General features: G+C 57.8%; 19 protein-coding genes and 1 tRNA gene. 11 read left to right on the top strand and 9 right to left on the bottom strand.

The window, feature by feature from the left end; all coding sequences use genetic code 11:
* Window positions 1–3 precede the first annotated feature (3 nt).
* On the bottom strand, window positions 4–1269 hold the full coding sequence (locus ACJ8PN_RS21325) for an MFS transporter (RefSeq protein WP_442535205.1): 1266 nt from the start codon (window positions 1267–1269) through the stop codon (window positions 4–6).
* A gap of 669 nt (window positions 1270–1938) precedes the next feature.
* Between ACJ8PN_RS21325 and ACJ8PN_RS21320 the strand changes: the two genes are divergently transcribed.
* Window positions 1939–2856, top strand: coding sequence for a TIGR03571 family LLM class oxidoreductase (locus tag ACJ8PN_RS21320; protein WP_171454683.1), 918 nt, complete (start codon window positions 1939–1941; stop codon window positions 2854–2856).
* A 139-nt stretch (window positions 2857–2995) separates the two neighbouring features.
* Window positions 2996–3427 (top strand): VOC family protein, encoded by a 432-nt coding sequence (locus tag ACJ8PN_RS21315; RefSeq protein ID WP_171454684.1) that lies wholly within the window; start codon window positions 2996–2998, stop codon window positions 3425–3427.
* 6 nt (window positions 3428–3433) lie between these two features.
* Here the strand turns inward: ACJ8PN_RS21315 and ACJ8PN_RS21310 are convergent, their stop codons facing one another.
* Entirely contained in the window at window positions 3434–4978 is a 1545-nt protein-coding gene (locus tag ACJ8PN_RS21310) for a BCCT family transporter (protein WP_442535204.1), read from the bottom strand.
* Between the two features lie 158 nt (window positions 4979–5136).
* Between ACJ8PN_RS21310 and betI the strand changes: the two genes are divergently transcribed.
* Window positions 5137–5733, top strand: a complete 597-nt coding sequence (gene betI, locus ACJ8PN_RS21305) for a transcriptional regulator BetI (protein WP_442535203.1) — start codon at window positions 5137–5139, stop codon at window positions 5731–5733.
* A 15-nt stretch (window positions 5734–5748) separates the two neighbouring features.
* Here the strand turns inward: betI and ACJ8PN_RS21300 are convergent, their stop codons facing one another.
* On the bottom strand, window positions 5749–7518 hold the full coding sequence (locus tag ACJ8PN_RS21300; RefSeq protein WP_411261770.1) for an ABCB family ABC transporter ATP-binding protein/permease: 1770 nt from the start codon (window positions 7516–7518) through the stop codon (window positions 5749–5751).
* Window positions 7519–7698: 180 nt separating this feature from the next.
* On the opposite strand from ACJ8PN_RS21300, the gene ACJ8PN_RS21295 reads away from it, so the two are divergent.
* Window positions 7699–8556 (top strand): AraC family transcriptional regulator, encoded by an 858-nt coding sequence (locus ACJ8PN_RS21295; RefSeq protein WP_049240075.1) that lies wholly within the window; start codon window positions 7699–7701, stop codon window positions 8554–8556.
* 34 nt (window positions 8557–8590) lie between these two features.
* Here ACJ8PN_RS21295 and actS read toward each other — a convergent pair whose 3' ends face one another.
* A complete protein-coding gene (gene actS, locus ACJ8PN_RS21290; RefSeq protein WP_253718494.1) occupies window positions 8591–9346 on the bottom strand; it encodes an amidase activator ActS in 756 nt (251 codons plus the stop codon).
* 149 nt (window positions 9347–9495) lie between these two features.
* On the opposite strand from actS, the gene ACJ8PN_RS21285 reads away from it, so the two are divergent.
* The 5 genes from ACJ8PN_RS21285 to ACJ8PN_RS21265 all read left to right on the top strand — a co-directional run bounded on the left by ACJ8PN_RS21285 (window position 9496) and on the right by ACJ8PN_RS21265 (window position 13923).
* Window positions 9496–10065, top strand: coding sequence for an HdeD family acid-resistance protein (locus ACJ8PN_RS21285; protein WP_171454688.1), 570 nt, complete (start codon window positions 9496–9498; stop codon window positions 10063–10065).
* A 135-nt stretch (window positions 10066–10200) separates the two neighbouring features.
* The gene (locus tag ACJ8PN_RS21280; protein ID WP_015378954.1) at window positions 10201–10539 is read left to right on the top strand and encodes a hypothetical protein; all 339 of its coding nucleotides are present in this window, start codon (window positions 10201–10203) and stop codon (window positions 10537–10539) included.
* Window positions 10540–10799: 260 nt separating this feature from the next.
* Complete coding sequence (locus ACJ8PN_RS21275) at window positions 10800–11414, top strand: 2OG-Fe dioxygenase family protein (RefSeq protein WP_243750840.1); 615 nt, start codon at window positions 10800–10802, stop codon at window positions 11412–11414.
* Window positions 11411–12643 carry a cysteine desulfurase-like protein gene (locus ACJ8PN_RS21270; protein ID WP_442535202.1) on the top strand — a complete coding sequence of 411 codons (1233 nt, stop codon included), beginning with the start codon at window positions 11411–11413 and terminating at the stop codon, window positions 12641–12643. The genes ACJ8PN_RS21275 and ACJ8PN_RS21270 overlap by 4 nt, the downstream gene beginning before the upstream one ends.
* A 287-nt stretch (window positions 12644–12930) precedes the next feature.
* Window positions 12931–13923, top strand: a complete 993-nt coding sequence (locus tag ACJ8PN_RS21265; RefSeq protein ID WP_031300612.1) for a LacI family DNA-binding transcriptional regulator — start codon at window positions 12931–12933, stop codon at window positions 13921–13923.
* 119 nt (window positions 13924–14042) lie between these two features.
* Here the strand turns inward: ACJ8PN_RS21265 and ACJ8PN_RS21260 are convergent, their stop codons facing one another.
* The 4 genes from ACJ8PN_RS21260 to ACJ8PN_RS21245 all read right to left on the bottom strand — a co-directional run bounded on the left by ACJ8PN_RS21260 (window position 14043) and on the right by ACJ8PN_RS21245 (window position 18518).
* Window positions 14043–15440, bottom strand: a complete 1398-nt coding sequence (locus ACJ8PN_RS21260; protein WP_442535201.1) for a c-type cytochrome — start codon at window positions 15438–15440, stop codon at window positions 14043–14045.
* Window positions 15437–17089 carry a GMC family oxidoreductase gene (locus ACJ8PN_RS21255; RefSeq protein ID WP_025304112.1) on the bottom strand — a complete coding sequence of 551 codons (1653 nt, stop codon included), beginning with the start codon at window positions 17087–17089 and terminating at the stop codon, window positions 15437–15439. Before ACJ8PN_RS21255 ends, ACJ8PN_RS21260 begins: the two co-directional genes overlap by 4 nt.
* Complete coding sequence (locus ACJ8PN_RS21250) at window positions 17086–17673, bottom strand: sugar dehydrogenase complex small subunit (RefSeq protein WP_154871753.1); 588 nt, start codon at window positions 17671–17673, stop codon at window positions 17086–17088. Before ACJ8PN_RS21250 ends, ACJ8PN_RS21255 begins: the two co-directional genes overlap by 4 nt.
* 374 nt (window positions 17674–18047) lie before the next feature.
* Window positions 18048–18518: a YhcH/YjgK/YiaL family protein gene (locus ACJ8PN_RS21245; RefSeq protein WP_033639481.1), complete on the bottom strand. Its 471-nt coding sequence runs from the start codon at window positions 18516–18518 to the stop codon at window positions 18048–18050.
* A gap of 570 nt (window positions 18519–19088) precedes the next feature.
* On the opposite strand from ACJ8PN_RS21245, the gene ACJ8PN_RS21240 reads away from it, so the two are divergent.
* Together ACJ8PN_RS21240 and ACJ8PN_RS21235 are read left to right on the top strand one after the other, a co-directional pair.
* Window positions 19089–20039 (top strand): 2-hydroxyacid dehydrogenase, encoded by a 951-nt coding sequence (locus ACJ8PN_RS21240; RefSeq protein WP_442535200.1) that lies wholly within the window; start codon window positions 19089–19091, stop codon window positions 20037–20039.
* An 85-nt stretch (window positions 20040–20124) separates the two neighbouring features.
* A complete protein-coding gene (locus tag ACJ8PN_RS21235) occupies window positions 20125–21435 on the top strand; it encodes an MFS transporter (protein ID WP_171454692.1) in 1311 nt (436 codons plus the stop codon).
* A gap of 201 nt (window positions 21436–21636) precedes the next feature.
* Here ACJ8PN_RS21235 and ACJ8PN_RS21230 read toward each other — a convergent pair.
* A tRNA-Gly gene (locus ACJ8PN_RS21230) sits at window positions 21637–21710 on the bottom strand.
* Between the last annotated feature and the right edge of the window lie 41 nt (window positions 21711–21751).

The following is a 21751-nucleotide window of genomic DNA, read 5'->3' as shown; positions in this document are numbered from 1 at the left end:
GCCTCAGACGTCGGCGACGCCCGCCGGTTTCACCGCTCGGCGGTTCACCACGGCAGGGGCGGTTTCATCGAGAAAACAACTCAGTACGCCGGCGCACACGGCGCCGGCGGCCGCCAGCCACATCACGCTGACCAGCCCGTAGCGATCGGCGATCAGCCCGGCGATAAACGGCGCCAGGCAGCCGCCAATCACCTCGCCAATTCCCATCACCAGCCCCAACGCGGTAGCGATGCGCGCCGGCGACACCGTTTCAGACGGGATGGTGGCCATAAACAGCGTGAAACAGCCAAGGCCGGTATAAGACAGGAACACCAGCACGCCCAGCAGCCACGGATTGGCGACGTAGCTCAAAAACAGCGGGCAGCACACCGCCAGCAGCGAAAAGAAGATCAGCGTCGGCTTGCGGCCGAAGCGATCGGAAATCGCCGGCACCGCCACGCCCCAGAACACCCAGGCGGCGCCGATGGCGCTCATGATGCCGCCCATCGTGCCTTCACCGAAGCCGCGGTCGGTCACCAAAAAGTTGGGGGTGAAGGTAATGATGATCATGAACCAGGTGACGAACACACAGGAGATCAGAATGCACAGCGCCACGTTCTTGATTTTGAACAACTCGCCGTAAGCACCTTTGTTCGCCGCCTTGTCGGCCGCCGGCGCGGCGCTGAAAGCGGGATACTTCTTGCCGTTCACATAGCGATAGATCAGCCACGCCAGAATGATGCCCGGCACGGCGGTCAGGTGAAACGCCATGCTCCAGCCCCACTTCTGCGCCAGATAGATGATCAGCGGCGGCGCGATAATACCGCCCAACAATCCCGGCGCCGCGCCCTGGATCAATCCCATGTTGAAACCGCGGCGCTGCGGCTGCGATTTTTCCACCATCAACGATTGCGCGATCGGCAATACCGGCCCCTCAGCAATCCCCATCAGCGCCCGGAAGATCAATAACATGGCAAACCCGCTGACCAGCCCCGACAGCGCGGAGAACAGCGAAAACACCAGGATCGACAGGATCAGCATCGGCTTACGGATATTAAAGCGATCGGCTATCGCCCCCAGCCCGGCACCAGACAGCGCCCAGGTTAACGCCAGCACCGCCGACAGGGTGCCGAGATGCACGTTGCTGAGCTTGAGGTCGGCGGCAATCATCGGAAACAGAAACGAGATGGTCAGACGGTCGACAAACACGCAGCCGAAAACGAAAAATAAAATAATCAGCAACCGGTTCTCTTCACTTAATGCTCTGCGTGCCGCTGGCGATGTATTCATAGCGTCATTTGTCCATAAGTTAACTTATGAATGGCAAGCCGCCATGGCATAAGTATGTTAAGCGCACGGCCAAGAGAGATATTGGCCCTCCGTCACAGCAACAACTCATTAACATGTTAATGACATAAAATTATCGTAAGCCGGCGGTCTGTCAACCGGCGCTTTCTTAGAGACGAATGAAGTTTTTGTTCGGTACTATTTTAAAATCGTATTATCACAAAAAGATATTTTACCCCTCTGTTTTTACAGGCAATAAAATAATAACGGGTATTTTTCTTCGGTTAAAAACGCCTATTTTCACGCCATTTTCGAATAATCTCAGCGATCACTCTTCAGGCTTATTAATTTTTTACCCGTGTTGAATGAACGCTGGGGAATATTCAGTCTTATTTTTATCTATTGAATCATTTAGTTTTATTTTATTGCCGTACAACAAACTAACTCTTATGAGGGAAAGGCTATTGGCAGAGTTACATAATTTCATCTGGACAATAGCAAAAGCGCAGAGCGTGACGTAAATCACGGCAATCATGCCGTATCCTGCAAAGTAATTATGCTCGCAACAGCAATTATCTATTGCGATTAGGGCTGTTTATCTCAATTAATCGTCATGCAACACTTCGTGCCATCGTTCGACACCGCGCCGCAAGGCCTGAGACGGAGTGACACATGAGCATCGAAAGACTAACCCGGGAGCCGCTTTCCATCGGTATTGAGCTGCCGTTGGACAATGATTGGTCCACCAGCGGACAGCTGAAACGCCAGCAGGACGGGCGGCCGTTCGGCGTGCCGGACATGAGTGAACACGCTGCGCGCATCAAGCTGGCCGATGAGCTCGGCTTTCGCGCCGCCTGGGTTCGCGACGTGCCGCTGTACGATCCTGACTTCGGCGACGCCGCGCAGGTGTTTGAGACCTTTACCTACCTCGGCTACCTGTCCAGCCTGACGCGCAATATTCTGCTGGGCACCGCGGCCGTGGTGCTGCCGCTGCGCCAGCCTTGGCTGGTGCGCAAAGCGGCTGCCACGCTGCAAACGCTGAGCGGCGATCGTCTGCTGCTCGGCGTCGCCAGCGGCGATCGCCCCGTGGAGTACCCGCTGTTCGGCGCCGATTACGCCGCGCGCGGTGAAAACTTCCGCACCAGCGTCGGCATTCTCAAAGGTGAAGCCGACAGCGCGCTCCAGCCCGGATTGCGCCTGCTGCCGGCCACGCCGCCGCCGCCGCTGCTGGTCGCCGGGCTGGCGCAACAAACGCCCGAGTGGGTGGGCAAAAATATGGATGGCTGGCTGTCGTATCCCGGCACGCCTGCGGACCACGTTTCGCGAGTCAAACTCTGGCGTAACGTAGCCGGTGACAAGCCCTACGTCAGCTTTATTCATCTCGACCTTACCGATAACGCCGACGCGCCGATTCAGCGCCATCGCTTCGGCATCAAGAGCGGCCGCAATGGATTGATTCAGGAACTGAGCGCCATGCGTGACGCCGGGGTCAACCACATCGGCCTGCATTTCCGCCGCAACCAGCGGCCGCTGGAAGAGACGATGCAGGAGATCGGTCAACTGGTGTTGCCGGAATTCCATCGCGCCTGACACCCGCTTTAGCCCGCTATTCCGACCTGAGCGGGGCTTTTTTATTTCCGCCGCTGCTAGTTCATAACAACTCAGTCTAATCCCTGCGGCCAAACGGCGGCATGATGACGGGGCAACGAGCCACCATGAGGAATGAGCAATGACGGCAAAACTGACAGAAGCGGGTTTTTGGCGCAAAACTGCCGACTCTTCATCGCTGCGCGAGCCGCGCGTGCTGATCCGGGTCTACGTCGACGAAGGCGAGATTGACCGCGCCATCGCGTTTTACGAGCAGCTGCACGGCGTGGAAGCGGATATGCGTTTCGACTTTCCCGAACATCGGCTGGTACTGGCGGCGGTGGGGCCGTTTCTGATCCTGGAAGGCTCGGAAGAAAGCCTGCGTCCTTTCCGCAGCACCGTCGGCACGTTGCTGGTCGATGACATTTATCCTTACCACCAGCGGCTGCTGGCCGCCGGGGCCGATATCTTCTTTGGCCCGGTGGAAGTGCCCACCGGCGCCTGTTTCAATGCGCGCCTGCCGGACGGCACGATTATCGAATACGTGCATCACCGGCCGCGCGCGGACGAATAAGCCGCCTCAAGGGAGCGCCGGCGTCATGGCGTAACCGCGCAGATCCTTGCGCAGGCTGACCATGTACAACACGATCACCGCCGAGAACGGCAGGCCGCACAGCACCACCGCGGTCTGCATCGCGCTGAAACTGCCGGCGTACAGCAACCCGGCGCAGATCAACGTGGTGACCGCCGCCCAAAATACCCGCAGCCAGGCCGGCGCGTCATCGTGGGCGGAACCGCCCTGGCAGGAGAGGTTCGCTATCATCAGCGTGCCGGAATCAACCGGCGTCAGGAACAGCACGAAACTGATCGCTACCACAAAACCGGCTGTCAGCTGGGTATAGGGCAGGTATTCGAACAGCTTGAACACCGCCATCGGCGGATCGCTTTGCGCCACCTGCCCGAGGATCGCCTGCCCGCCTTCCAACACCAGGCTGATGGCGGTATTGCCGAAGATCGACAGCCACGCCAGCGTGAAGCCCAGCGGGATCAGCAACACACCGAAGATCAATTCACGAATGGTGCGCCCTTTGGAAATGCGCGCGATGAACAGCCCGACAAACGGCGCCCACGCCACCCACCAGGCCCAATAGAACAACGTCCAGGCGCCCTGCCACTGGCGCGCCTTGCCGTACAGATACATATCGAAGCTGCGGCTGACCAGCGAAGTGACATAATCGCCGAGGTTCTGCAACATGCCGTTGAGCAGATTCAGCGTCGGGCCGGCCAGAAACACGAACAGCAGCAACAGGCACAGGAAGCCGACGTTGATGTTCGACAGCATCGCAATGCCCTTCTCGACGCCGGTGACCGCCGCCAGCGTGGCCACCACCATCATCACCACGATTAGCGCCAGCAACACGCCGGTGCTTTGCGGAATAGCGAACAGATAAAACAGCCCCGAGTTAACCAGCAGCGCGCCGATCCCCAGGTTGGTTACCATCGAAATCACCGTCACCAGAATGCCGAAGCTGTCCACCAGATGGCCGGCGCCGCCGTGGGTGCGCTCGCCGAAGATCGGGTATAACGCAGAGCGCAGCGCCAACGGCAGGCCGCGGCAATAGGCGAAATAGGCCAGCGCGGTGGCGATCAGCGCATACAGCGCCCAGCCGTGCAGCCCCCAGTGCAAAAAGGTCAGCGCCATCGCCTGCCGTGCCGCCTGCACGGTGCCGCCGCTGCCTTCCGGTGGCGACAAGAAATGATCCAGCGGTTCATAGGCGCCGTAGTACACCAGCGCAATGCCGATGCCCGATGAGAACAGCATCGCCACCCACGAGGGATAGCTGAACTGCGGCGGTTCGTCATCCTGGCTGAGGCGAATATGGCCGAAGCGCGACAGCGCCAGCCAGAAGACGAACACCATGCAGGCGACCATCAACAGCATGTAGTACCAGCCGAACACGTCGGCAACCCAACTTTGCGCGACGTTCAACCACTGTTTGCTGGCTGCGGGAAACAGCACGACCAGCGATCCCAGCAGCAGGATCACCGCCGCCGAGCCGAAAAATACCGGGACATTCAATCTGACAGGTTCTTCGTCAAGCGATGGAGGAGTTTTTGTTGTCATTGGCAGGCTTCCATGATGCGAAAGACAGACGATTTAAATGCAACTTTTAATTAACATTTTATCGCCATTTATTTGACATTTTCGCAGCATAGAGAGTATTGATTGACCGTTCAATCAATCAAATCCAAAGTGTGATTGGCCTATCAGTTGAGGAAAATATGTACCGAAGAGACATTCCGGAGCAGCGTAAGGAGCAGTTGATTAACGCCGCCTTCGAGACCATAAACGTCGTCGGGCTGGCCGGCGTCACCCTGTCTCAGGTCGCGAAAGAAGCCGGGCTGTCGACCGGCATCGTCAGCCACTATTTTGGCGATAAAGAGGGGTTGCTGAGCGCCACCATGCGCAAGACCCTGCGCGATCTGCGCGACGCGGTGGCCGAGTGCCGCGCGCAAGCGGCGAGCGACAGCCAGTCACAGCTGTTCGCCATTATCCAGGGCAACTTCCACCCCAGCCAAACCAACGCCGTGTCCATGCGCGCCTGGCTCGACTTCTGGGCCGCCAGCATGCATCAGCCGGTGCTGCGCCGCCTGCAGCGCGCCAACGATCGGCGGCTCTATTCCAATATATGCAGCCAGTTCCGCCGCGAGCTGCCGCTGCAGCAGGCGCGCGACGCGGCGCGCGGGCTGGCGGCGATGATCGATGGGCTTTGGCTGCGCGGCAGCCTGGCCGGCGACGAGACAGACCTAAAGCAGGACTGCCGCATCGCCTGCGACTACGTGGCGCAGCGGCTCAACGCCGCTCAGCCGCTGAGGTGAACGTGAACGGCTCCGTCAGTGCGGTTCCTGCTCTTCGCTGTACTGGGTTTGCCACATGGCGGCGTAGCGGCCGTTCGCGGCCAGCAACGCCTCGTGCCCCCCGCGCTCGACGATCTCCCCCGCCTCCAGCACGATAATTTCATCGGCATCCACCACGGTGGAGAGCCGATGGGCGATCACCAGCGTGGTGTGGTTGCGGCTCACCTCGCGCAGGTGCCCCTGGATTTCGCGCTCGGTCTGGGTATCCAGCGCGCTGGTCGCCTCGTCAAACACCAGGATGGCCGGATTTTTCAGAATGGTACGCGCAATCGCCACCCGCTGCTTTTCCCCGCCCGACAGCTTCAGCCCACGCTCACCCACCCGGGTGTCATAACCGTCGGGCAGACCGACGATAAAATCATGGATATGCGCCAGCCGCGCCGCCCGCTCGATATCTTCATCGCTGGAGCCGGTTTTGCCGTAACCGATGTTATAACGCAACGTATCGTTGAACAGCACCGTATCCTGCGGCACGATGCCGATCGCCTGACGCAGGCTGGCCTGGGTCAGTTGGCGAATGTCCTGGCCGTCGAGGGTAATAGCGCCCCCCTGCACGTCGTAAAAGCGGAACAGCAGGCGCGACAGCGTGGACTTGCCCGCGCCGGAGGCGCCGACCACCGCCACCGTGTGGCCCGCCGGAATGGTAAAACTCACCTGCTTGAGGATCGGCCGGCGCGTGTCGTAACCGAAGCTGACCGCGTCGAACCTCACTTCGCCGCGATCGAGGCGCAGCGGCTGCGCATCCGGGCTATCGACGATCTCACGCGGTTCCTGCAGCAGATCGAACATGTTCTCCATGTCGATCAGCGCCTGGCGCACCTCGGAATAAATAAAGCCGAAGAAGTTCAGCGGCTGATACAGCTGCAGCAGATAGGCGTTGACCAGCACGAAGTCGCCGACCGTCATCGTCCCCTGCGTAATGCCCCGCGCCGCCATGGTCATCATCACGATCAGTCCGATCGAAATAATGGCGGTTTGCCCCAGGTTGATCGCCGTAAAACTGAATTGGTTCTTGATGGCGGCGTATTCGTACAGCCGGCGCGACAGGTCGAAACGCTCGGCCTCGAACTCTTCATTGCCGAAGTACTTCACGGTCTCATAGTTCAGCAGGCTGTCGATGGATTTGCTGTTGGCGTCGGCGTTGGCCTTGTTGAGCTCGCGGCGAAAGCGGGTGCGCCAGCTGACCGCCAACACGGTGAACAGGATGTAGCAGCCGACCGTCGTCAGGATCGCCAGCGCGAACCAGCCGTTCAGCATATGCCACATGATCGCCGTGACCAGCGAGAGCTCGAACAGGATCGGCACGATGGAGAACAGCAGCCGCGACAGCACCGTGGACACCGCCTGAGTGCCGCGCTCGATGGACAACGATAATCCGCCGGTCTGGCGCTCCAGATGGAAACGCAGGCTCAGCGCATGCAGCTGGCGGAACACCCGCACGCCCAACAGGCGTGTGGCGTTCTGGCTGACGTGGATAAACATCACGTTGCGCAGTTCCTCAAACAGCGCGCCGCCCACCCGCGCCACGCCGTAGGCGACGATCAGCCCCAGCGGTACCGCCAGCATTTTCGCCGTCTCGCCGCTCAGCGCATCGACCATCGCTTTGTAGGCCAGCGGCACCAGCGTGGTGCTGACCTTGGCCGCCACCATGAACACGAAGGCCACCACCAGATACCCCCGCAGCCGCGGGTTGTCTTTCGGCCACAGATAGGGCAGCAGGAATTTCAGCAAACGGGAACGATCCATCATGTAATATTCATCTTCTCGGTCGGGATCGCGGCGCACAGCCGCGCGGGGGTTATGAGTTTGGCCTGGCCGGCGGCAAACGCCGCACCATTTCGTTTTCCTGCAGCGATAACTCAGCATCATCCGTCAGGAGAAGCGGCGGCGGCTCGGGCAAAGTTCAGGCATGGAGGAGACAATCACATGACCCAGACGTATGCAAAGCGCTTTGCGCTGGTCTTTGACTATATCGACCGCCACCTGGACGAGGCGCTCACCGTCGAAAAACTGAGCGAAGTGGCCCACTTTTCGCGCTTTCACTTTCAACGCCAGTTTAGCGCGTATTGTGGCATCTCGGTGTGGCGTTATATCCAGTGGATGAGGCTCAAACGCGCCTCGTACCGCCTGGCGTATAACCCGCTGGAGCCGGTGATTGACATCGCGCTGGACGCCGGTTTTCAAAACCCGGAGTCCTTCAGCCGCGCCTTCAAACAGGCGTTCAGCCAAACGCCAAGCCAGTTTCGCAAACGGCCGGCCTGGATCGATTGGCAACAGCGCTTTCCCGAGCCGAAACACAAAAGGAAACAACCCATGAAGGTAGACATTCTCGACTTCCCGGCCACGCCGGTGGCGATGATCGAACACCGCGGCCCGTCCGCGCTGGTCAACGAAACCGCCGCACGCTTTATCGAGTGGCGCAAAACCAGCGGCCTGTCGCCGGTCAGAAGCAGCCGCACTTACGGTATCGCACCGCACGATCCGGCCACCACCGAAGCGCAGGACTTCCGCTTCTACATCTGCGGGGAGGTCACTGCGCCGATCCCGGAGGACAACGCCTTCGGCGTGGTGAACGGCACGCTGCCGGCCGGGCGCTGCGCGGTGCTGCGCCATCTCGGATCGCTGGATGGGCTCTCGGAAAGCGCCCGCTATCTTTACAGCGAGTGGTTGCCGGCCAGCGGCGAGGAGCTGCGCGATTTTCCGCTCTATTTCCACTACCACAACTTCGTGCACGAGGTGGCGGAATATGAACTGGTGACCGATCTCTATCTGCCGCTGAAATAGCTGACATCCGGCTCCGCAAGGAGCCGGATTGACGTTAACAGGACGGCGACGAACCCTGCGGCGGCAGATAGCGCTGCGGATCGAGCGCGGTGGCGCGGTAGCGGATTTGGAAGTGCAGGAACACCGAATCGGTGCCGGTGCTGCCCATGGTGCCGATCTTCTGCCCCGCTTTCACATCCTGGCCGTTGCGCACCAACGTGGTGTCGTTGTGCGCATAGGCGGTAATGAAGTCTTCGCCGTGCTTAATCATGATCAGGTTGCCGTAGCCGCGCAGCTGGTTGCCGACATACACCACTTTGCCCTTGGCGGAAGCATAGATCGGCTGGCCGCGTTTACCGGCGATGTCGATGCCCTTGTTGCCGCCATCGGCATTGGAGTACGCCTGCACGATCCGGCCGCTGGTCGGCCAGCGCCAGCAACGTGCGGCGCCCGGCGGCGGCGTTTGCTTGGCGATCGCGGCGGAAGACGAGGATGTTTTACGGCGCGTGGCGGCGGTTTTGGTCGGCGCGCCGCCGCTCAGCCGCAGCTTTTGCCCCACTTCCAGATTATAGGGCGGGCGTATCTTGTTGATTCTGGCCAGATCGCTGACTTCGCTGTCGGTGATCCAGGCGATGTAATACAGCGTATCGCCCCGTTTGACGGTGTAGGACTTGCCGGTGTAGCTGCCCTTCGGCAGTTTGTCGTAGTCGCGGTTGTAGGTGTTTTTACCCGAACATCCGGCCAACAGCAGCCCCAATGTCAGACACACCGCGATGCGGCGCCACCTCGCCAGCTTGCTTCCTGTGCTCAAATCCTGTCCCCAATCGTCTTTTCGGTTCTGATACGCGTCAGCCGCACAGTGTAACATTTGCGCCGGGTCAGTCAAAAACCCCCAGACGGTCTATGCTAAACAGGTAAGGATGACTGATTAATTACACAACGACGAAATGGAGTACTGTCATGTTGAACCTCGACCGCAATAATCTGCCCCTCCTGAGCGAAGAACTGCTCAAAAAGCAACGCACCACCCTGCTGATCATCGCCTTCCTGCTGCTGGCGGGCGGCATACTGTGCCTGGTCAACCCTTTCGCCTCCGGCGCGGCGTTGAGCATCGTGGTCGGCGTCCTGCTGCTGTTGAGCGGCGCCGGGCTGATTATCGCCATGATCGCCAACCGGGCGCAGAATACCTGGCCGATGATCGGCGGCATTCTGCTGGGCGTGGCCTACCTGATTATCGGTTATGTGTTCATCACCAGCCCGCTGGCGGGCATTCTGGCGCTGGCGGTCTACCTTGCCGTGCTGTTCGCGCTCGGCGGCATCGCGCGCCTGGCGGCCGGCTATATACGCCGCGGATTGCCGGGCAACTGGCTGCAGTTCGTCATTGGCGTACTCGATTTGATCATCGCCTGGATGCTGATCGGCTCAGGCCCGGCGGCGTCGGTCACGCTGGTGACGGCGATCGTCGGCATCGAAATGCTGGTCAGCTCCTTTGCACTGTTCCAGGCGGCGAATCTGTTTAAACGCGCCTGACGCTACCGGCCCGCCATCGCGGGCCTCATCGCTTTTGTTGCTTCCAGACAAAACAAGGCGATACCCCCTCGGCTTGTCCGTGGTTATCTTCATCGGTAAGTGCCAATATAGGCGCAGACAAGGGAGCTGAAACCGATGACAACCCATTCCAACCCGTTGAACTCGCGGGAAGTCTGCCTGCAATTACGCCATTTCAATCAGGTAATCGGGCAACAATGCCGCAATATGGCGCGCCAAAATACCACCTGCCCGTGCTGCCTGACGGACATCGCCACCGGTTGCGACGCCGGTATCAAACTGTGCGGCCAGCAGTTGGCTAAACCCAACCCGCAAACCCCGTTATTCCGGCAGATTCGCAACTTGCTGCTCGATCTGCGCGCAGAAGCGATAGGGGTTCACAGAATTGACGTCCTAAACCGCACCAATAACGAAATATCCTGGCTGTTGCGTGAGCTGTATTTCGAGACGTTCTAAGCATAAGGGCCGCGCGCTCATCGCTTCATACCTGTCGGTGCGGGCAAGCTGCCGCGCCGTTTCATCGTAGAGCCAACCGACTTTTCGCTATTTTATCTCTCTGCTTTTCACCCCACTTTACGACCGCCGTCACACCTCGCCACCGCTAAATTGCGTTGGTTATAGAGTCGTCTACAATTCAATCGAATTACCCCCTACAACATCAGAAATTATTATTATTAGAGGTGATTATGTTACAGAAACACGAAAACGTAATAAGTATGACTGTACTAAGCCCGCAAGCCACCCAACAGCTGATGCCATCGTTCTCCTCCTTGCCCCACACGCAACACGCCGACGGCAAATATCGCCTGCGCCGTTATTCGGTCGTTAAATACCTCAACCCCAACGTCGCCGAAGTGGGGCCGCGCACCTTCATGCAGTCGGATCAGATCAACCACTTCCAGGGCAATGTGGTACGCCGCTTCGAACCTATCGACAGCGCCGTGTTGCAGAGCGCCGGCATGGCGGAGATGTGCAACCTGTTTGCAGAAAGCAACGAACTGCCGGAAGGCGCCGAGATAGAGATCCACCAGATGCGCGTGGTCGCCATCGAGAAAGACACCCAGGTGGCGCCGGAAGGCATTCACCAGGACGGTTTCGACCATATCGCAATGATCGCCATTCATCGGCACAACATCGTCGGCGGTGAAATCATGCTGTATGACGACAGCCACCACGCCCCTTTCTTTAAAAAAGCGCTGGCGGACGGTGAAGCCGTGCTGCTGGCGGACAGCAAACTGTGGCACAACGCCACGCCGATCAACGCCGTGAGCCCGGAAGAAGAAGGTCATTTGGATCTCTTTGTCCTCACCGCGCGGGGGGAGAAAGCATGACCTTTACCCCCGAGCTCGCCCGCGCCCAGTTCAGCGCGCTGTCACAGCAGATCGACGGCAAACCGGCCATCTTTTTCGACGGCCCCGGCGGTGCGCAGGTTTCACGGGGCGTGCTGGAAAAAATGACCGACTACCTGGGAAGGTACAACGCCAACCTGGGCGGCCACTATTTCTCGAGCCGGGTCACCGGCGAGGTGATGGGCCAGGCGCGGGAATCGGTGCGCGCCTTGTTAAATGCGCCGTCGCCCGACAACATCGTCTTCGGCATGAACATGACCACGCTGACTTTCCATCTCAGCCGCATCATCAGCCGCGACTGGCAGGCCGGCGATGAAGTCATCGTCACCGCACTGGATCACTACGCCAACGTCTCCAGCTGGCAGCAGGCTGCCGCCGACAAAGGGGCCGCGGTGCATCAGATACCGCTGGAGAGCGCCGACTGCGCATTGGATGCCGCGAAAGTGTGCGAGCGCATCAACACCAACACTCGTCTGGTGGCGGTCAGCTACGCCTCCAACGTCACCGGCAGCATCGTCGATATCAAAACCATCGTCGAAGCCGCGCATCGGGTCGGCGCGCAGGTGTATGTCGACGCCGTGCACTATGCGCCGCACAACCTGATTGACGTGCAGGCGCTGGGCTGTGACTTCCTGGTGTGCTCCGCCTACAAGTTCTTTGGCCCGCACGTCGGCATGGCCTACATCGCGCCAAAGTGGTTGCAGCGCCTGCGCCCTTACAAGGTCGAGCCGGCCACCGACGTCGGTCCCGGCCGTTTCGAGACCGGCACGCAAAGCTTCGAAGCGCTGGCCGGCGTCGCGGCCGCTATCGAGTATCTGGCGCAGTGGGGCACGCCCGGTGCGCCGTTAAGGCAGCGTCTGCAGGAGAGCTTCGCCGCCTACCACCGGCATGAAGAGGCGCTGTGCAGTCACTTTTTGCAACGGCTGCAGCAACTCGACGGCGTGCGGCTTTATGGCAACCCCCGGGCGGACAGCGCACGCCGCACGCCGACCTTCGCCCTGACCTTCAGCGGCCATACGCCTGACGCGATCGCCCGCCGCCTGGGGCAGCACAACATCTGCGCCGGCAGCGGGCATTTCTATGCGTTGGGCTTGGTGCAACAGCTGGGGCTGCAGGACGGCGGCGTGCTGCGCATCGGCATGATGCACTACAACACTCAGGGCGAGATCGATACGCTGTTCAACGTGATCGCCGAAGATATTCTCAGTTAACCCGGCCATATCGGCCCGTTCATCTTATTGGGCGGGCCGAATAAGGTATCAAACTGCCGGTCTTTTCTTCCACCGCGTCCACGGCGCACAGATGCGTGCCTTTCTTTTCCCGCGTTACGAAATGCGAAGATAACGAACATATAATGCCGGAACGGGAAAAGAGACCGGGATCGGCGCATCGTGCGGTTGTCACCGGATACGGCGGAGGCAGCACATTGCGCGCATTCTCTTTTGACTCGGCAGTGGGCATAATGACAAACACGGTCTGGATCAGATGAGTATGAATGGTGAAGTCGCAGCGCATTACGTTAAATGACATTGCTGTACTGGCTGGTGTCACCAAAATGACGGTCAGCCGCTATCTGCGCACGCCGGACAGGGTTAAACCGGAAACCGCTGCGCGCATCGCCGCCGTGATCGAGGAAGTCGGCTATCAGGCCGATCCTGACAATCCCGCCCTCTATTCCAATAGCCCTCCCCTCATCGGCGTTCTGGTTCCCTCTTTTAACAATCTGATATTTGCTGATGTCCTCGCCGGCATTGAATCCGTGACGTCTGTACAGGGTTATCAGACGCTGGTCGTCAATTATGACTACAACAGCAAACGCGAAGAGGAGCAAATTGCCGCGATCCTGGCTTTTAAGATCAAAGGGCTGCTGCTGACCGAGTCGGTCCATAGTCTGCGGGCGGAAAAATTCCTGAAGACGGCAAAAATACCCGTTGCTGAAATCATGGGGCTGTCAGGCAATGCAGATCGAATTAACGTGGGTTTTGATAATGTGAAAGCCGGCTACGATATGACCACCATGTTGCTGGCCAGCGGTAAAAAACGCATTATCTATTTTGGTTCAATGTCTGATATCCGCGATGAACAGCGTTACACGGGATATTGTCAGGCAATGGCTAACCATGATTTACCTACCGGTCGTATTTCCCCCAATAAGATCTCTTCCATTTCGATTGGGACAGGCATGATGACGCTTGCGAGCCAGATGTATCCGGATATGGATGGAATTCTCTGTACCAACGACGATCTGGCCGTTGGCGTGTTACAGGAATGCCTGGCAAACGGTATCAGCGTTCCAGCGCAAATTGCCATTGCCGGATTTCACGGTCTTGAGATCGGGCAGATCATCACCCCTCGGTTAGCCAGCGTACTGACGCCACGCTATGAGATGGGGAAAGTGGCGACAGAAATCATAATAAAAAAAATTAAAGGGCTGCCGACCATTGAACGTGTCGATCTCCACTTCCGCCTGTCAATGGGGGAGACAATATAGCTTTCCCCGCCAGTGACTTCAGCACTGGCCATAGCTACCCGCGCCGTCAGAAGAACGTCACTCGCTATCCCGACCAGAAATTCGGCCAGATGGCGCCACCCACCTGACCGAACGCCCCCTTAACGTGTCTTGCGGCGCCGGAGCCAGAATAGGACCAGCAGAATAATGACGACCGCCGCGACGGCCATGCCAGGCAGAATCATCGGCTGTGCGCGCGCCAACAGCGGTTTCGGGCCCCCGGCGCGAACTTCACTCACGTCGGCCTCGCTCACGCTCAGCGCGCTGTTGCCGTATTTCTGCAGCACGAAGTTAGCGATATCGGCAACCTGCTTATCCGTCAGTTCTCCGACATAGGAACCGGCGCCAAAGCTCGGCATCAGGACGTGCTTGCCGTCAACCCGGCGATCAACTCCCTGTAAAATGGCGGCAATCAGGTTTGACGGATTGCTCGCGGCCGTGGTGGAGTTGTTGAATAGCGAAGGATAGGCCTGGTTCAAACTGCCGCTGCCGTCAGGCTGATGGCAACTGGCGCAGTAGCCGCTGTAGAGCGCCTCGCCGCTATTGAGCGTGTGGTTGGCGTTGGGCGAATCCATGCCGCGGAGATGGTGCTCAACGTTGTAGTGCGCCTGACCAAGGCCATTGCCCTGGCGCCCCTCGCCCTGTGACGGCACGGTCTTCAGGTAAGTTGCAATCGCCCGCAGCTGCCGGTCGGTCAGGTATTGGAAGCTGTGCTCAACGGCTTCAGCCATTGGCCCCGCAGCTTGTGCACGCCCTTCCGCCCGACCGGTTTTCAGGTAGTCCACTAACTCCTGCTCGCTCCAGTCGCCGATCCCTTCCTGGCGATCGGCGGTGATATTCGGCGCGTACCAAGCCCCCAACGATGCCCCCATCAGGAAGCGCGAATTGTCTTCCGCCATCAGCACATTACGCGGCGTATGACAGGTTCCGCAGTGAGCCGGGCCCTGCACCAGCGCGGCCCCCTCGTTCCACGCCTCACCTTTCGTCACATCCGGGGTGAAACGCCGATCGTCCAAATAAAGCATGTTCCACACCGCCATGGAGAGGCGGATGTTGAACGGAAACGGCAGATCGGTTTGGCGCTTGGCCGGCTCATCGACCGGGGCAACGCCATGCATGAAATAGGTATACAACGCGTGGATCTCGTCATCACTCAGACGGGTATAGGCGGTGTAAGGCATTGCCGGATAGAGATACGTCCCATCTTGCCGGATCCCAGAGCGCAGAACCTCGGCAAACGCCGCTTCAGAATAGCCACCGATGCCGTATTTTACCGATGGGGTTATATTGGTGGCGTAGATAGTGCCCATGGGAGAAGCAATGCCGTATCCCCCGGCAAAAGGCTTGCCCTGCTGCTGCGTATTCGTATGGCAGGCCATGCAGTCCGAGGCGATAGCCAGCGCTTGCCCTCTAGCGATCAGATCGCCGTCCTGGGCATGCGCCGCGAAGCCGCTTCCCAGCAGCAGCGTCGCTGCCAGCGAGTGGGTGATTTTATTCATTTGCTCTCCAGGGCGCGCAGTACGTCATTGGCCGCCTTGAGTCCAAGCGCCGCCATTGTCAACGTGGTGTTGACAACGCTGGCTGAAACCATGGCGCCTCCACCCGGGATCCAAAGGTTGTCATGATCGTGGGCGCGGCAATTGCCGTTCACCACCGAGTTCGTGGGGTCGCTGCCCATGATCGTGCCGCCCATAATGTGGTTGTTGGCATTCAGCTTGTCGTTAATCACAAACTCTTGCGCATCAAACAAGTCGCCAATCTGCCGTAGCTGGGTTTTGACCACTTCCAGCCCTTTGCGCACGTAATCGCCGACGTCGTAGTGTATGTCCGGGCAGGCCAGGCCATGCTTGTCTTTGCGGGTGGGGCTCAGGGTCAGACGGTTGTTCGGGTCCGGCAGCGGTTCCAGGCTGATGGAGAGATCCACCGAGCGGCTGGCGCGGTCACGCACTTCATCCTGCAGCGCCTTGCCGACCTTGCCCGTTTTCAGTACTTCAAGGGCGGAGGGGATCACCCGGTTGATATTGTTGATGATGATCTTGTTGGCGGAGTGGTCGCTGCGGAACGCGCCGTCACGATACCCCACCATGCAGCTGCTCTGCGCCGGGCCGCGGCCAACCCACAGGGCCTCTCGCGCCAGGAAGGAGCAGTGCAGGCCAGAGTGATCCATCATGTTGCGCCCCACCTGATCCGAGCTGTTCGCGATGCCGTTCGGGTTCTTTTCGTTGGCCGCCAGCAGCAGTAAGCGCGGGTTCTCAATCCCATTGCAGGCCAGAACGAACGTTTTACCGATCGCCCGATGGGAGTTATGCGCCGTGTCGTACCAGTGAACGGCGGTGACGCGGTTATTGTCGTCGGTGTCAATTTTGTACACCACCGCCTCGGGGATCACCTTCGCCCCCTTGTGTTCGGCCCGTTCAACGTGGTGAATGCCGTTGTACATCGCCCCGATCGGGCAAATCGGCTGGCAATTGTTATTGCCGCAGCAGGTGGGCCGTCCGTTCCAGGGCCGGGTGCTGCGGCCTTGCGGAATGGGCACCGATTTAAAACCGTGAGGATTAACAATCTCAGCAATGCGTCTGTCGCCGTAGGCCCAGGGCACCATGTCCATCGGGTAAGGCCCGCTGCGTTCCGCAGGGGACTGCCACTCCGGATTATTCGGGCCGGCAACGCCTATTTCCTCTTCGGCTTTCGCGTACCACGGTTCGATATCTTCGTAGGAAATAGGCCAGTCTCTCCCCACGCCATAGAGGGATTTCATGCGAAAATCATTGGGATGGTTGCGCCAGCAAGAAGCGGCCCAGTGCCAGGTGGTTCCCCCCACCACACGCAAATAGCCCTGTTTAAAGCCTGAGCCATTGGGGCCGGTCAGTTTGATATAGTCGTTCTCCGGGAAATAGAGCGGCGCGGTGGCGTACTCCGATTGCGGGTAAAGCCCCTGAAAATCCGACCCCGCACGATTGTGCAGTGGCATATTGCGCCAGTTTTCCACAGCCTGTGCGCGCTCAATGCGCGGGCCTGCCTCAAGTACCAGCACCGAGTAGCCCTGGCTCACCAAAGCATCCGCCATCAGACCGCCCACAATACCGGAACCGACAATGACGACATCGGCCTCTGCATCGCCGGAAGCATTAATTATTGGGCTTTTCACACGCGGTCCTCATATTTTTTATCGGCTACGGCAGGTAAATCTGTTGCGGGAATGGAAGGTTGGCGGGTAACGCCCGGCGGCAAGCCGGTCCACCACAGCGGGCCAAAATTGCACCAGGTCGGCACAATCAGGGCATCCTGAACCGTGCGATACATCAGCGCCTCTTTATAACTAATCAACTGACCCTGCTCAGCGTTTGAAGGATCTACGGTTCCGGTATACCACGCGGTCACGATCGCCTGGATAAGCTCCCTCTGCCCCTGTTCAATCGCATGTCGGTTCAAGGCTTCCGCATCGGTGGCTTGCTGGCTCAGGATGAACAGGGCGTTGAGTTGCGAGTTCAACTGCGGAAAATGTTCGCGCAGTGCGGAAAAATAGCGGGCGGAGAGTGTGACGTCCAAATCGTCAAACTCGGTAATTTTTCTCGAAATTTGCAAAAATTGCGCGTATTCAACGGGCGAGGCAGCAATTTGCGCCCGTTCGGCATAGGTTATATTTGAATAAGGCAACAGGCTGGCGGCGACGATGACGCCCACCATTTTCCCCAGCGCCTCCCTGCGGGTAAGCACGATTTGCAACGACATTATTAGCTCCGAAATAATTTATTTTTATATAGTTTTTTTAATATCTATCAGAACGCAGGCAAACCAAAATCAAAAATTGTGCTAATGGGGAGGAACCGCATTAAAAGATCAAGGCGTTATGAGATTGGCTACATCGACTACAGAGGTAAACTCCGGCCTTTAATGATGTAATCTGAACCTGAAGCAAATATCCCTGTAAATAATACGGTGTAATCTCTGCCGTACATTTATTCAACCCAACTCAATTTTTAAAAGTTAGGGCTATGGCTTTGACGGGAAAGGCGTATTCTTCAGAGTCGCTGCAGACGGCGGATGAGCAAGGCTTTCCGCCGGGCAGCCTGAAGTAGCGATACCAGCCGCCGCTGAACGTCTTGCTACGTCAGCAGGGCGCCGTCGATTTTCGCCACAATTTTACGCAGAACTGCCGGCGTTGTGCAGGTACTCATCGGGCGATGCAGCTCCCCCGGAAAGATAACGGCCAGTTCACCGGGTTGCAGATGGATGAGAGTCTCACCGGGGATCGCCGGGCTAAACCCAAGGTCGTGCGCCTCGTTAAATGGCTCACTCAGGGGCAAAGGCAGCCCCAGAACCCCGGCGCCAATCACTTCTCTCCCTTCCAGGACAAGATGGATATCCAGATACTGGCGATGAAACTCCGGCTTCTGGTCGGCCAATAGTTTGGTTTCCCCTTCAACGACGTTAAAGAACATCTGTTTACCCTGCACCTGATAGTGGCCGACAGGTAAATTGTACGGCTCACTTTCAATAATGCTGGCCAGCATTTTTCGAATGGCTGCCGGATAGAATCTATTATTTACGGCAGTGGTTAAGGCATCAATGATCATAATATTTTCTCTGGTAGATATCGATTCGGCATTTCACCGACAAGAACAATAACTGGGTATTTTTATGGCAACAGGCAATCTCGGTGTAATTACGGTAGAATCGCTATTAGATCGTTCTACGGGCGCCACTATGAATAAGCAACAAAGCAAACCGCTTTGTTGTTAATATTTACAACCTATCACCACTGTGAGTAAACTCCACCTGAAAGGCTATTCGGTATGGTGAAATAAGTCATGGCCTATCTCACGGTTTTTAGCCGCTTAAAACTGTGACAAAAGTCACTTAATTAAGTGTTACGAAACGACGTTACTTATCCTGTGATCCACGGCAGAAAATCACTGGATATTCACCGCTCTCACCAAAATCGATCGATTCCGCCTTCTTCCCCTACGGGCATAATGGGTTATTTTCCCCGATAGTCACTGACAGAAACCACGAAATTGCACACGAGATCACGCCAGCAGTAACATGCTTTTTTAACACTCTTTGGCGTGATGCAGATCGCAAAAATAAGCGGTAAAAAAACGTCTGATACAGGGTATCCCCTATTTTCAGACAGGATCGCAACGATGCACACTGACACTCAACCTACCATTTTACTTATCGCGCCGGTGATGGATGCTTTGCAAGCCGCGTTGGACGCCCGCTACCGGGTATTCCGTCTCTATGAACAATCAGATATTCCAGCCTTCCTGGTTCGCCATGGCGCAGACGTTCAGGCGGTGGTCACCCGTGGTGATGTGGGGGTAACCCGAGAGACGCTGGAGCAGTTGCCGCAGGTGGGCATGATTGCTGTCTTTGGCGTGGGAACCGACGCTATCGATCTCAACTACATCCGGGAACGCCATATCAGCGTCGGGATCACCGCCGGCGTGCTGACCGATGATGTGGCAGATCTGGCTCTGGGGCTAATGCTGTCCGCCAGCCGCCGCCTCTGCCAAGGGGACCGATTTGTACGCGAAGGCCGCTGGGAAACGACGCCGCCACCGCTGGCGACCAAAGTGAGCGGCAAACGCATCGGTATTTTCGGCATGGGGAATATCGGCCAAGCCATCGCCCGCCGGGCGAAAGGCTTCGATATGACCATCCTGTATACTGATCGCCAGCGCAAAGACGGCCTGGATTACCAGTGGTGCGCCGATCTGCACACGCTCGCAGCACAGAGTGATTTCCTGGTGATCGCGGCATCCGGCAGTGCGGAAAACCGCGGGATTATTGATGCCAGCGTATTTAACGCCATGCCCGAACGCGCCTGGCTTATCAATATCGCCCGCGGCAGCCTGGTCGATGAGGCGGCGCTGATAAAGGCGTTACAAAATCATGTTATCGCCGGGGCCGCTCTGGACGTCTTTGAAAACGAACCCCATGTCCCGACAGCGTTCTTTGCTCTCGAGAATGTTCTGCTTCAACCCCATGTGGCCAGCGCTACCGTAGAAACTCGTCAGGGAATGAGCCAATCCGTTTTGGATAATCTGGCAGGTTATTTTTCACATCAGGATATTCCTGGGTTAATTAAATAAAAATGATCGTTTGAGTTACGAATAATCATTTTTATCCGCCAACACAATATCCTCTGTGAATGGCGGATATCATCGAGACGCTATTATGACCGATAAAATACCAGGAACTCGCTGGCTGCGGGTTATCGCGCCGATCCTTATCACCTGTATTATTTCATTTATGGATCGCGTTAATATCAGCTTTGCTCTGCCGGGCGGTATGGAACAGGATTTAGGCATTACCAGCCAGATGGCTGGCGTGGCCAGCGGTATCTTTTTTATTGGTTATTTATTTCTGCAAATCCCTGGCGGACGACTTGCGGTTTACGGTAGCGGGAAACGTTTTATCGCCTGGTCGCTCGTGGCCTGGGCGATTGTCTCTATCGCCACCGGATTCGTCACCCATGAATATCAACTGCTCGTGCTGCGTTTTATTCTCGGGATCTCCGAAGGGGGAATGTTGCCCGTCGTGCTGACCATGGTAAGCAATTGGTTCCCGGAAAAAGAACTGGGGCGCGCCAATGCCTTTGTCATGATGTTTGCCCCACTAGGGGGGATGCTGACCGCCCCGGTTTCCGGCGCCATTATTGCCACTCTCGACTGGCGCTGGCTGTTCATTATCGAAGGCTTGTTGTCGGTCGTGGTGTTGACCATTTGGTGGCTGGTGATCAGTGACCGTCCGGAAGAAGCGCGTTGGCTGCCGGCGAAGGAACGCGACTATTTATTGACCGAACTGGCCCGGGAGCGCAAAGCGCGGGAAGGGATGACGCCGGCGGCCAAAGCGCCGTTAAAAGCGGTGTTTCGCAACAAGGGATTGATGCGCCTGGTCGTGCTGAATTTCTTTTACCAGACCGGGGACTATGGGTATACGTTGTGGCTGCCCACCATCTTGAAAAACCTGACCGGTGGCAGCATGGCCAATGTTGGGGTATTGGCAATCCTGCCGTTTGTTGCCACTCTGGCGGGGATTTATGTGATTTCGATGCTCAGCGATCGCAGCGGTAAACGCCGTTTGTGGGTCAGGATCTCCCTGTACTGTTTTGCAGCGGCGCTGATAGCCTCGGTGATCCTGCATGAGCACGTGGTGGCCGCCTATATCGCGCTGGTGGTGTGCGGCTTCTTCCTTAAAGCGGCGACCAGCCCCTTCTGGTCAATTCCCGGACGCATTGCGGCGGCGGAAGTGGCGGGCAGCGCACGCGGGGTGATCAACGGGCTGGGCAACCTCGGTGGGTTTTGCGGCCCCTATCTGGTCGGCGTCATGATTTATCTGTACGGACAGAACGTCGCGGTTTGCGCGCTGGCGGCATCGCTGTTGCTGGCAGGAAGTATCACCTTCCTGCTGCCGAAAGAATGCGACCGCTCCTGCGAAGAAACGGACAACCGCCTGCCATCCGGGGTTAAACAGAAGTGGAGTTAAACGGTAATGGCGCGCTGTGGGCAGCAACGGCGGCTCACACCCGCATCAGGATTGGGCGGCGCGTTGTGTTATCGCGGTTAAATGCCAGGCCAATGGCTTGAGCGACTCACACGCCAACCCGCACCAAACGGTGATGCAATCGTTGAGAATCAGCTTTTCTAAAAACGGTTATAGCTCAATGGGGGTGATGCATAGGGAGATTGGAGCGGGTGAAGGGAATCGAACCCTCGTATGCAGCTTGGGAAGCTGCCGTTCTACCATTGAACTACACCCGCATCGGTGTGCGACAGGCATTATAACCGGTTATCGGCGGCGG

The organism is Serratia sp. CY76391 (genome assembly GCF_052166695.1).
GTDB lineage: Bacteria > Pseudomonadota > Gammaproteobacteria > Enterobacterales > Enterobacteriaceae > Serratia > Serratia nematodiphila.
This window is presented reverse-complemented; position numbering and strand designations above follow the sequence as displayed.

What these genes read in the sequence shown, in the direction of transcription:
- ACJ8PN_RS21315 (WP_171454684.1), top strand. Translation starts at nt 2,996, where the DNA reads ATGACGGCAAAACTGACAGAAGCGGGTTTTTGGCGCAAAACTGCCGAC.
- ACJ8PN_RS21285 (WP_171454688.1), top strand. Translation starts at nt 9,496, where the DNA reads ATGTTGAACCTCGACCGCAATAATCTGCCCCTCCTGAGCGAAGAACTG.
- ACJ8PN_RS21325 (WP_442535205.1), bottom strand. Translation starts at nt 1,269, where the DNA reads ATGAATACATCGCCAGCGGCACGCAGAGCATTAAGTGAAGAGAACCGG.
- ACJ8PN_RS21260 (WP_442535201.1), bottom strand. Translation starts at nt 15,440, where the DNA reads ATGAATAAAATCACCCACTCGCTGGCAGCGACGCTGCTGCTGGGAAGC.
- ACJ8PN_RS21320 (WP_171454683.1), top strand. Translation starts at nt 1,939, where the DNA reads ATGAGCATCGAAAGACTAACCCGGGAGCCGCTTTCCATCGGTATTGAG.
- ACJ8PN_RS21235 (WP_171454692.1), top strand. Translation starts at nt 20,125, where the DNA reads ATGACCGATAAAATACCAGGAACTCGCTGGCTGCGGGTTATCGCGCCG.
- ACJ8PN_RS21240 (WP_442535200.1), top strand. Translation starts at nt 19,089, where the DNA reads ATGCACACTGACACTCAACCTACCATTTTACTTATCGCGCCGGTGATG.
- ACJ8PN_RS21275 (WP_243750840.1), top strand. Translation starts at nt 10,800, where the DNA reads ATGACTGTACTAAGCCCGCAAGCCACCCAACAGCTGATGCCATCGTTC.
- ACJ8PN_RS21280 (WP_015378954.1), top strand. Translation starts at nt 10,201, where the DNA reads ATGACAACCCATTCCAACCCGTTGAACTCGCGGGAAGTCTGCCTGCAA.
- ACJ8PN_RS21300 (WP_411261770.1), bottom strand. Translation starts at nt 7,518, where the DNA reads ATGGATCGTTCCCGTTTGCTGAAATTCCTGCTGCCCTATCTGTGGCCG.
- betI (WP_442535203.1), top strand. Translation starts at nt 5,137, where the DNA reads ATGTACCGAAGAGACATTCCGGAGCAGCGTAAGGAGCAGTTGATTAAC.
- ACJ8PN_RS21245 (WP_033639481.1), bottom strand. Translation starts at nt 18,518, where the DNA reads ATGATCATTGATGCCTTAACCACTGCCGTAAATAATAGATTCTATCCG.
- ACJ8PN_RS21270 (WP_442535202.1), top strand. Translation starts at nt 11,411, where the DNA reads ATGACCTTTACCCCCGAGCTCGCCCGCGCCCAGTTCAGCGCGCTGTCA.
- ACJ8PN_RS21250 (WP_154871753.1), bottom strand. Translation starts at nt 17,673, where the DNA reads ATGTCGTTGCAAATCGTGCTTACCCGCAGGGAGGCGCTGGGGAAAATG.
- ACJ8PN_RS21295 (WP_049240075.1), top strand. Translation starts at nt 7,699, where the DNA reads ATGACCCAGACGTATGCAAAGCGCTTTGCGCTGGTCTTTGACTATATC.
- ACJ8PN_RS21310 (WP_442535204.1), bottom strand. Translation starts at nt 4,978, where the DNA reads ATGACAACAAAAACTCCTCCATCGCTTGACGAAGAACCTGTCAGATTG.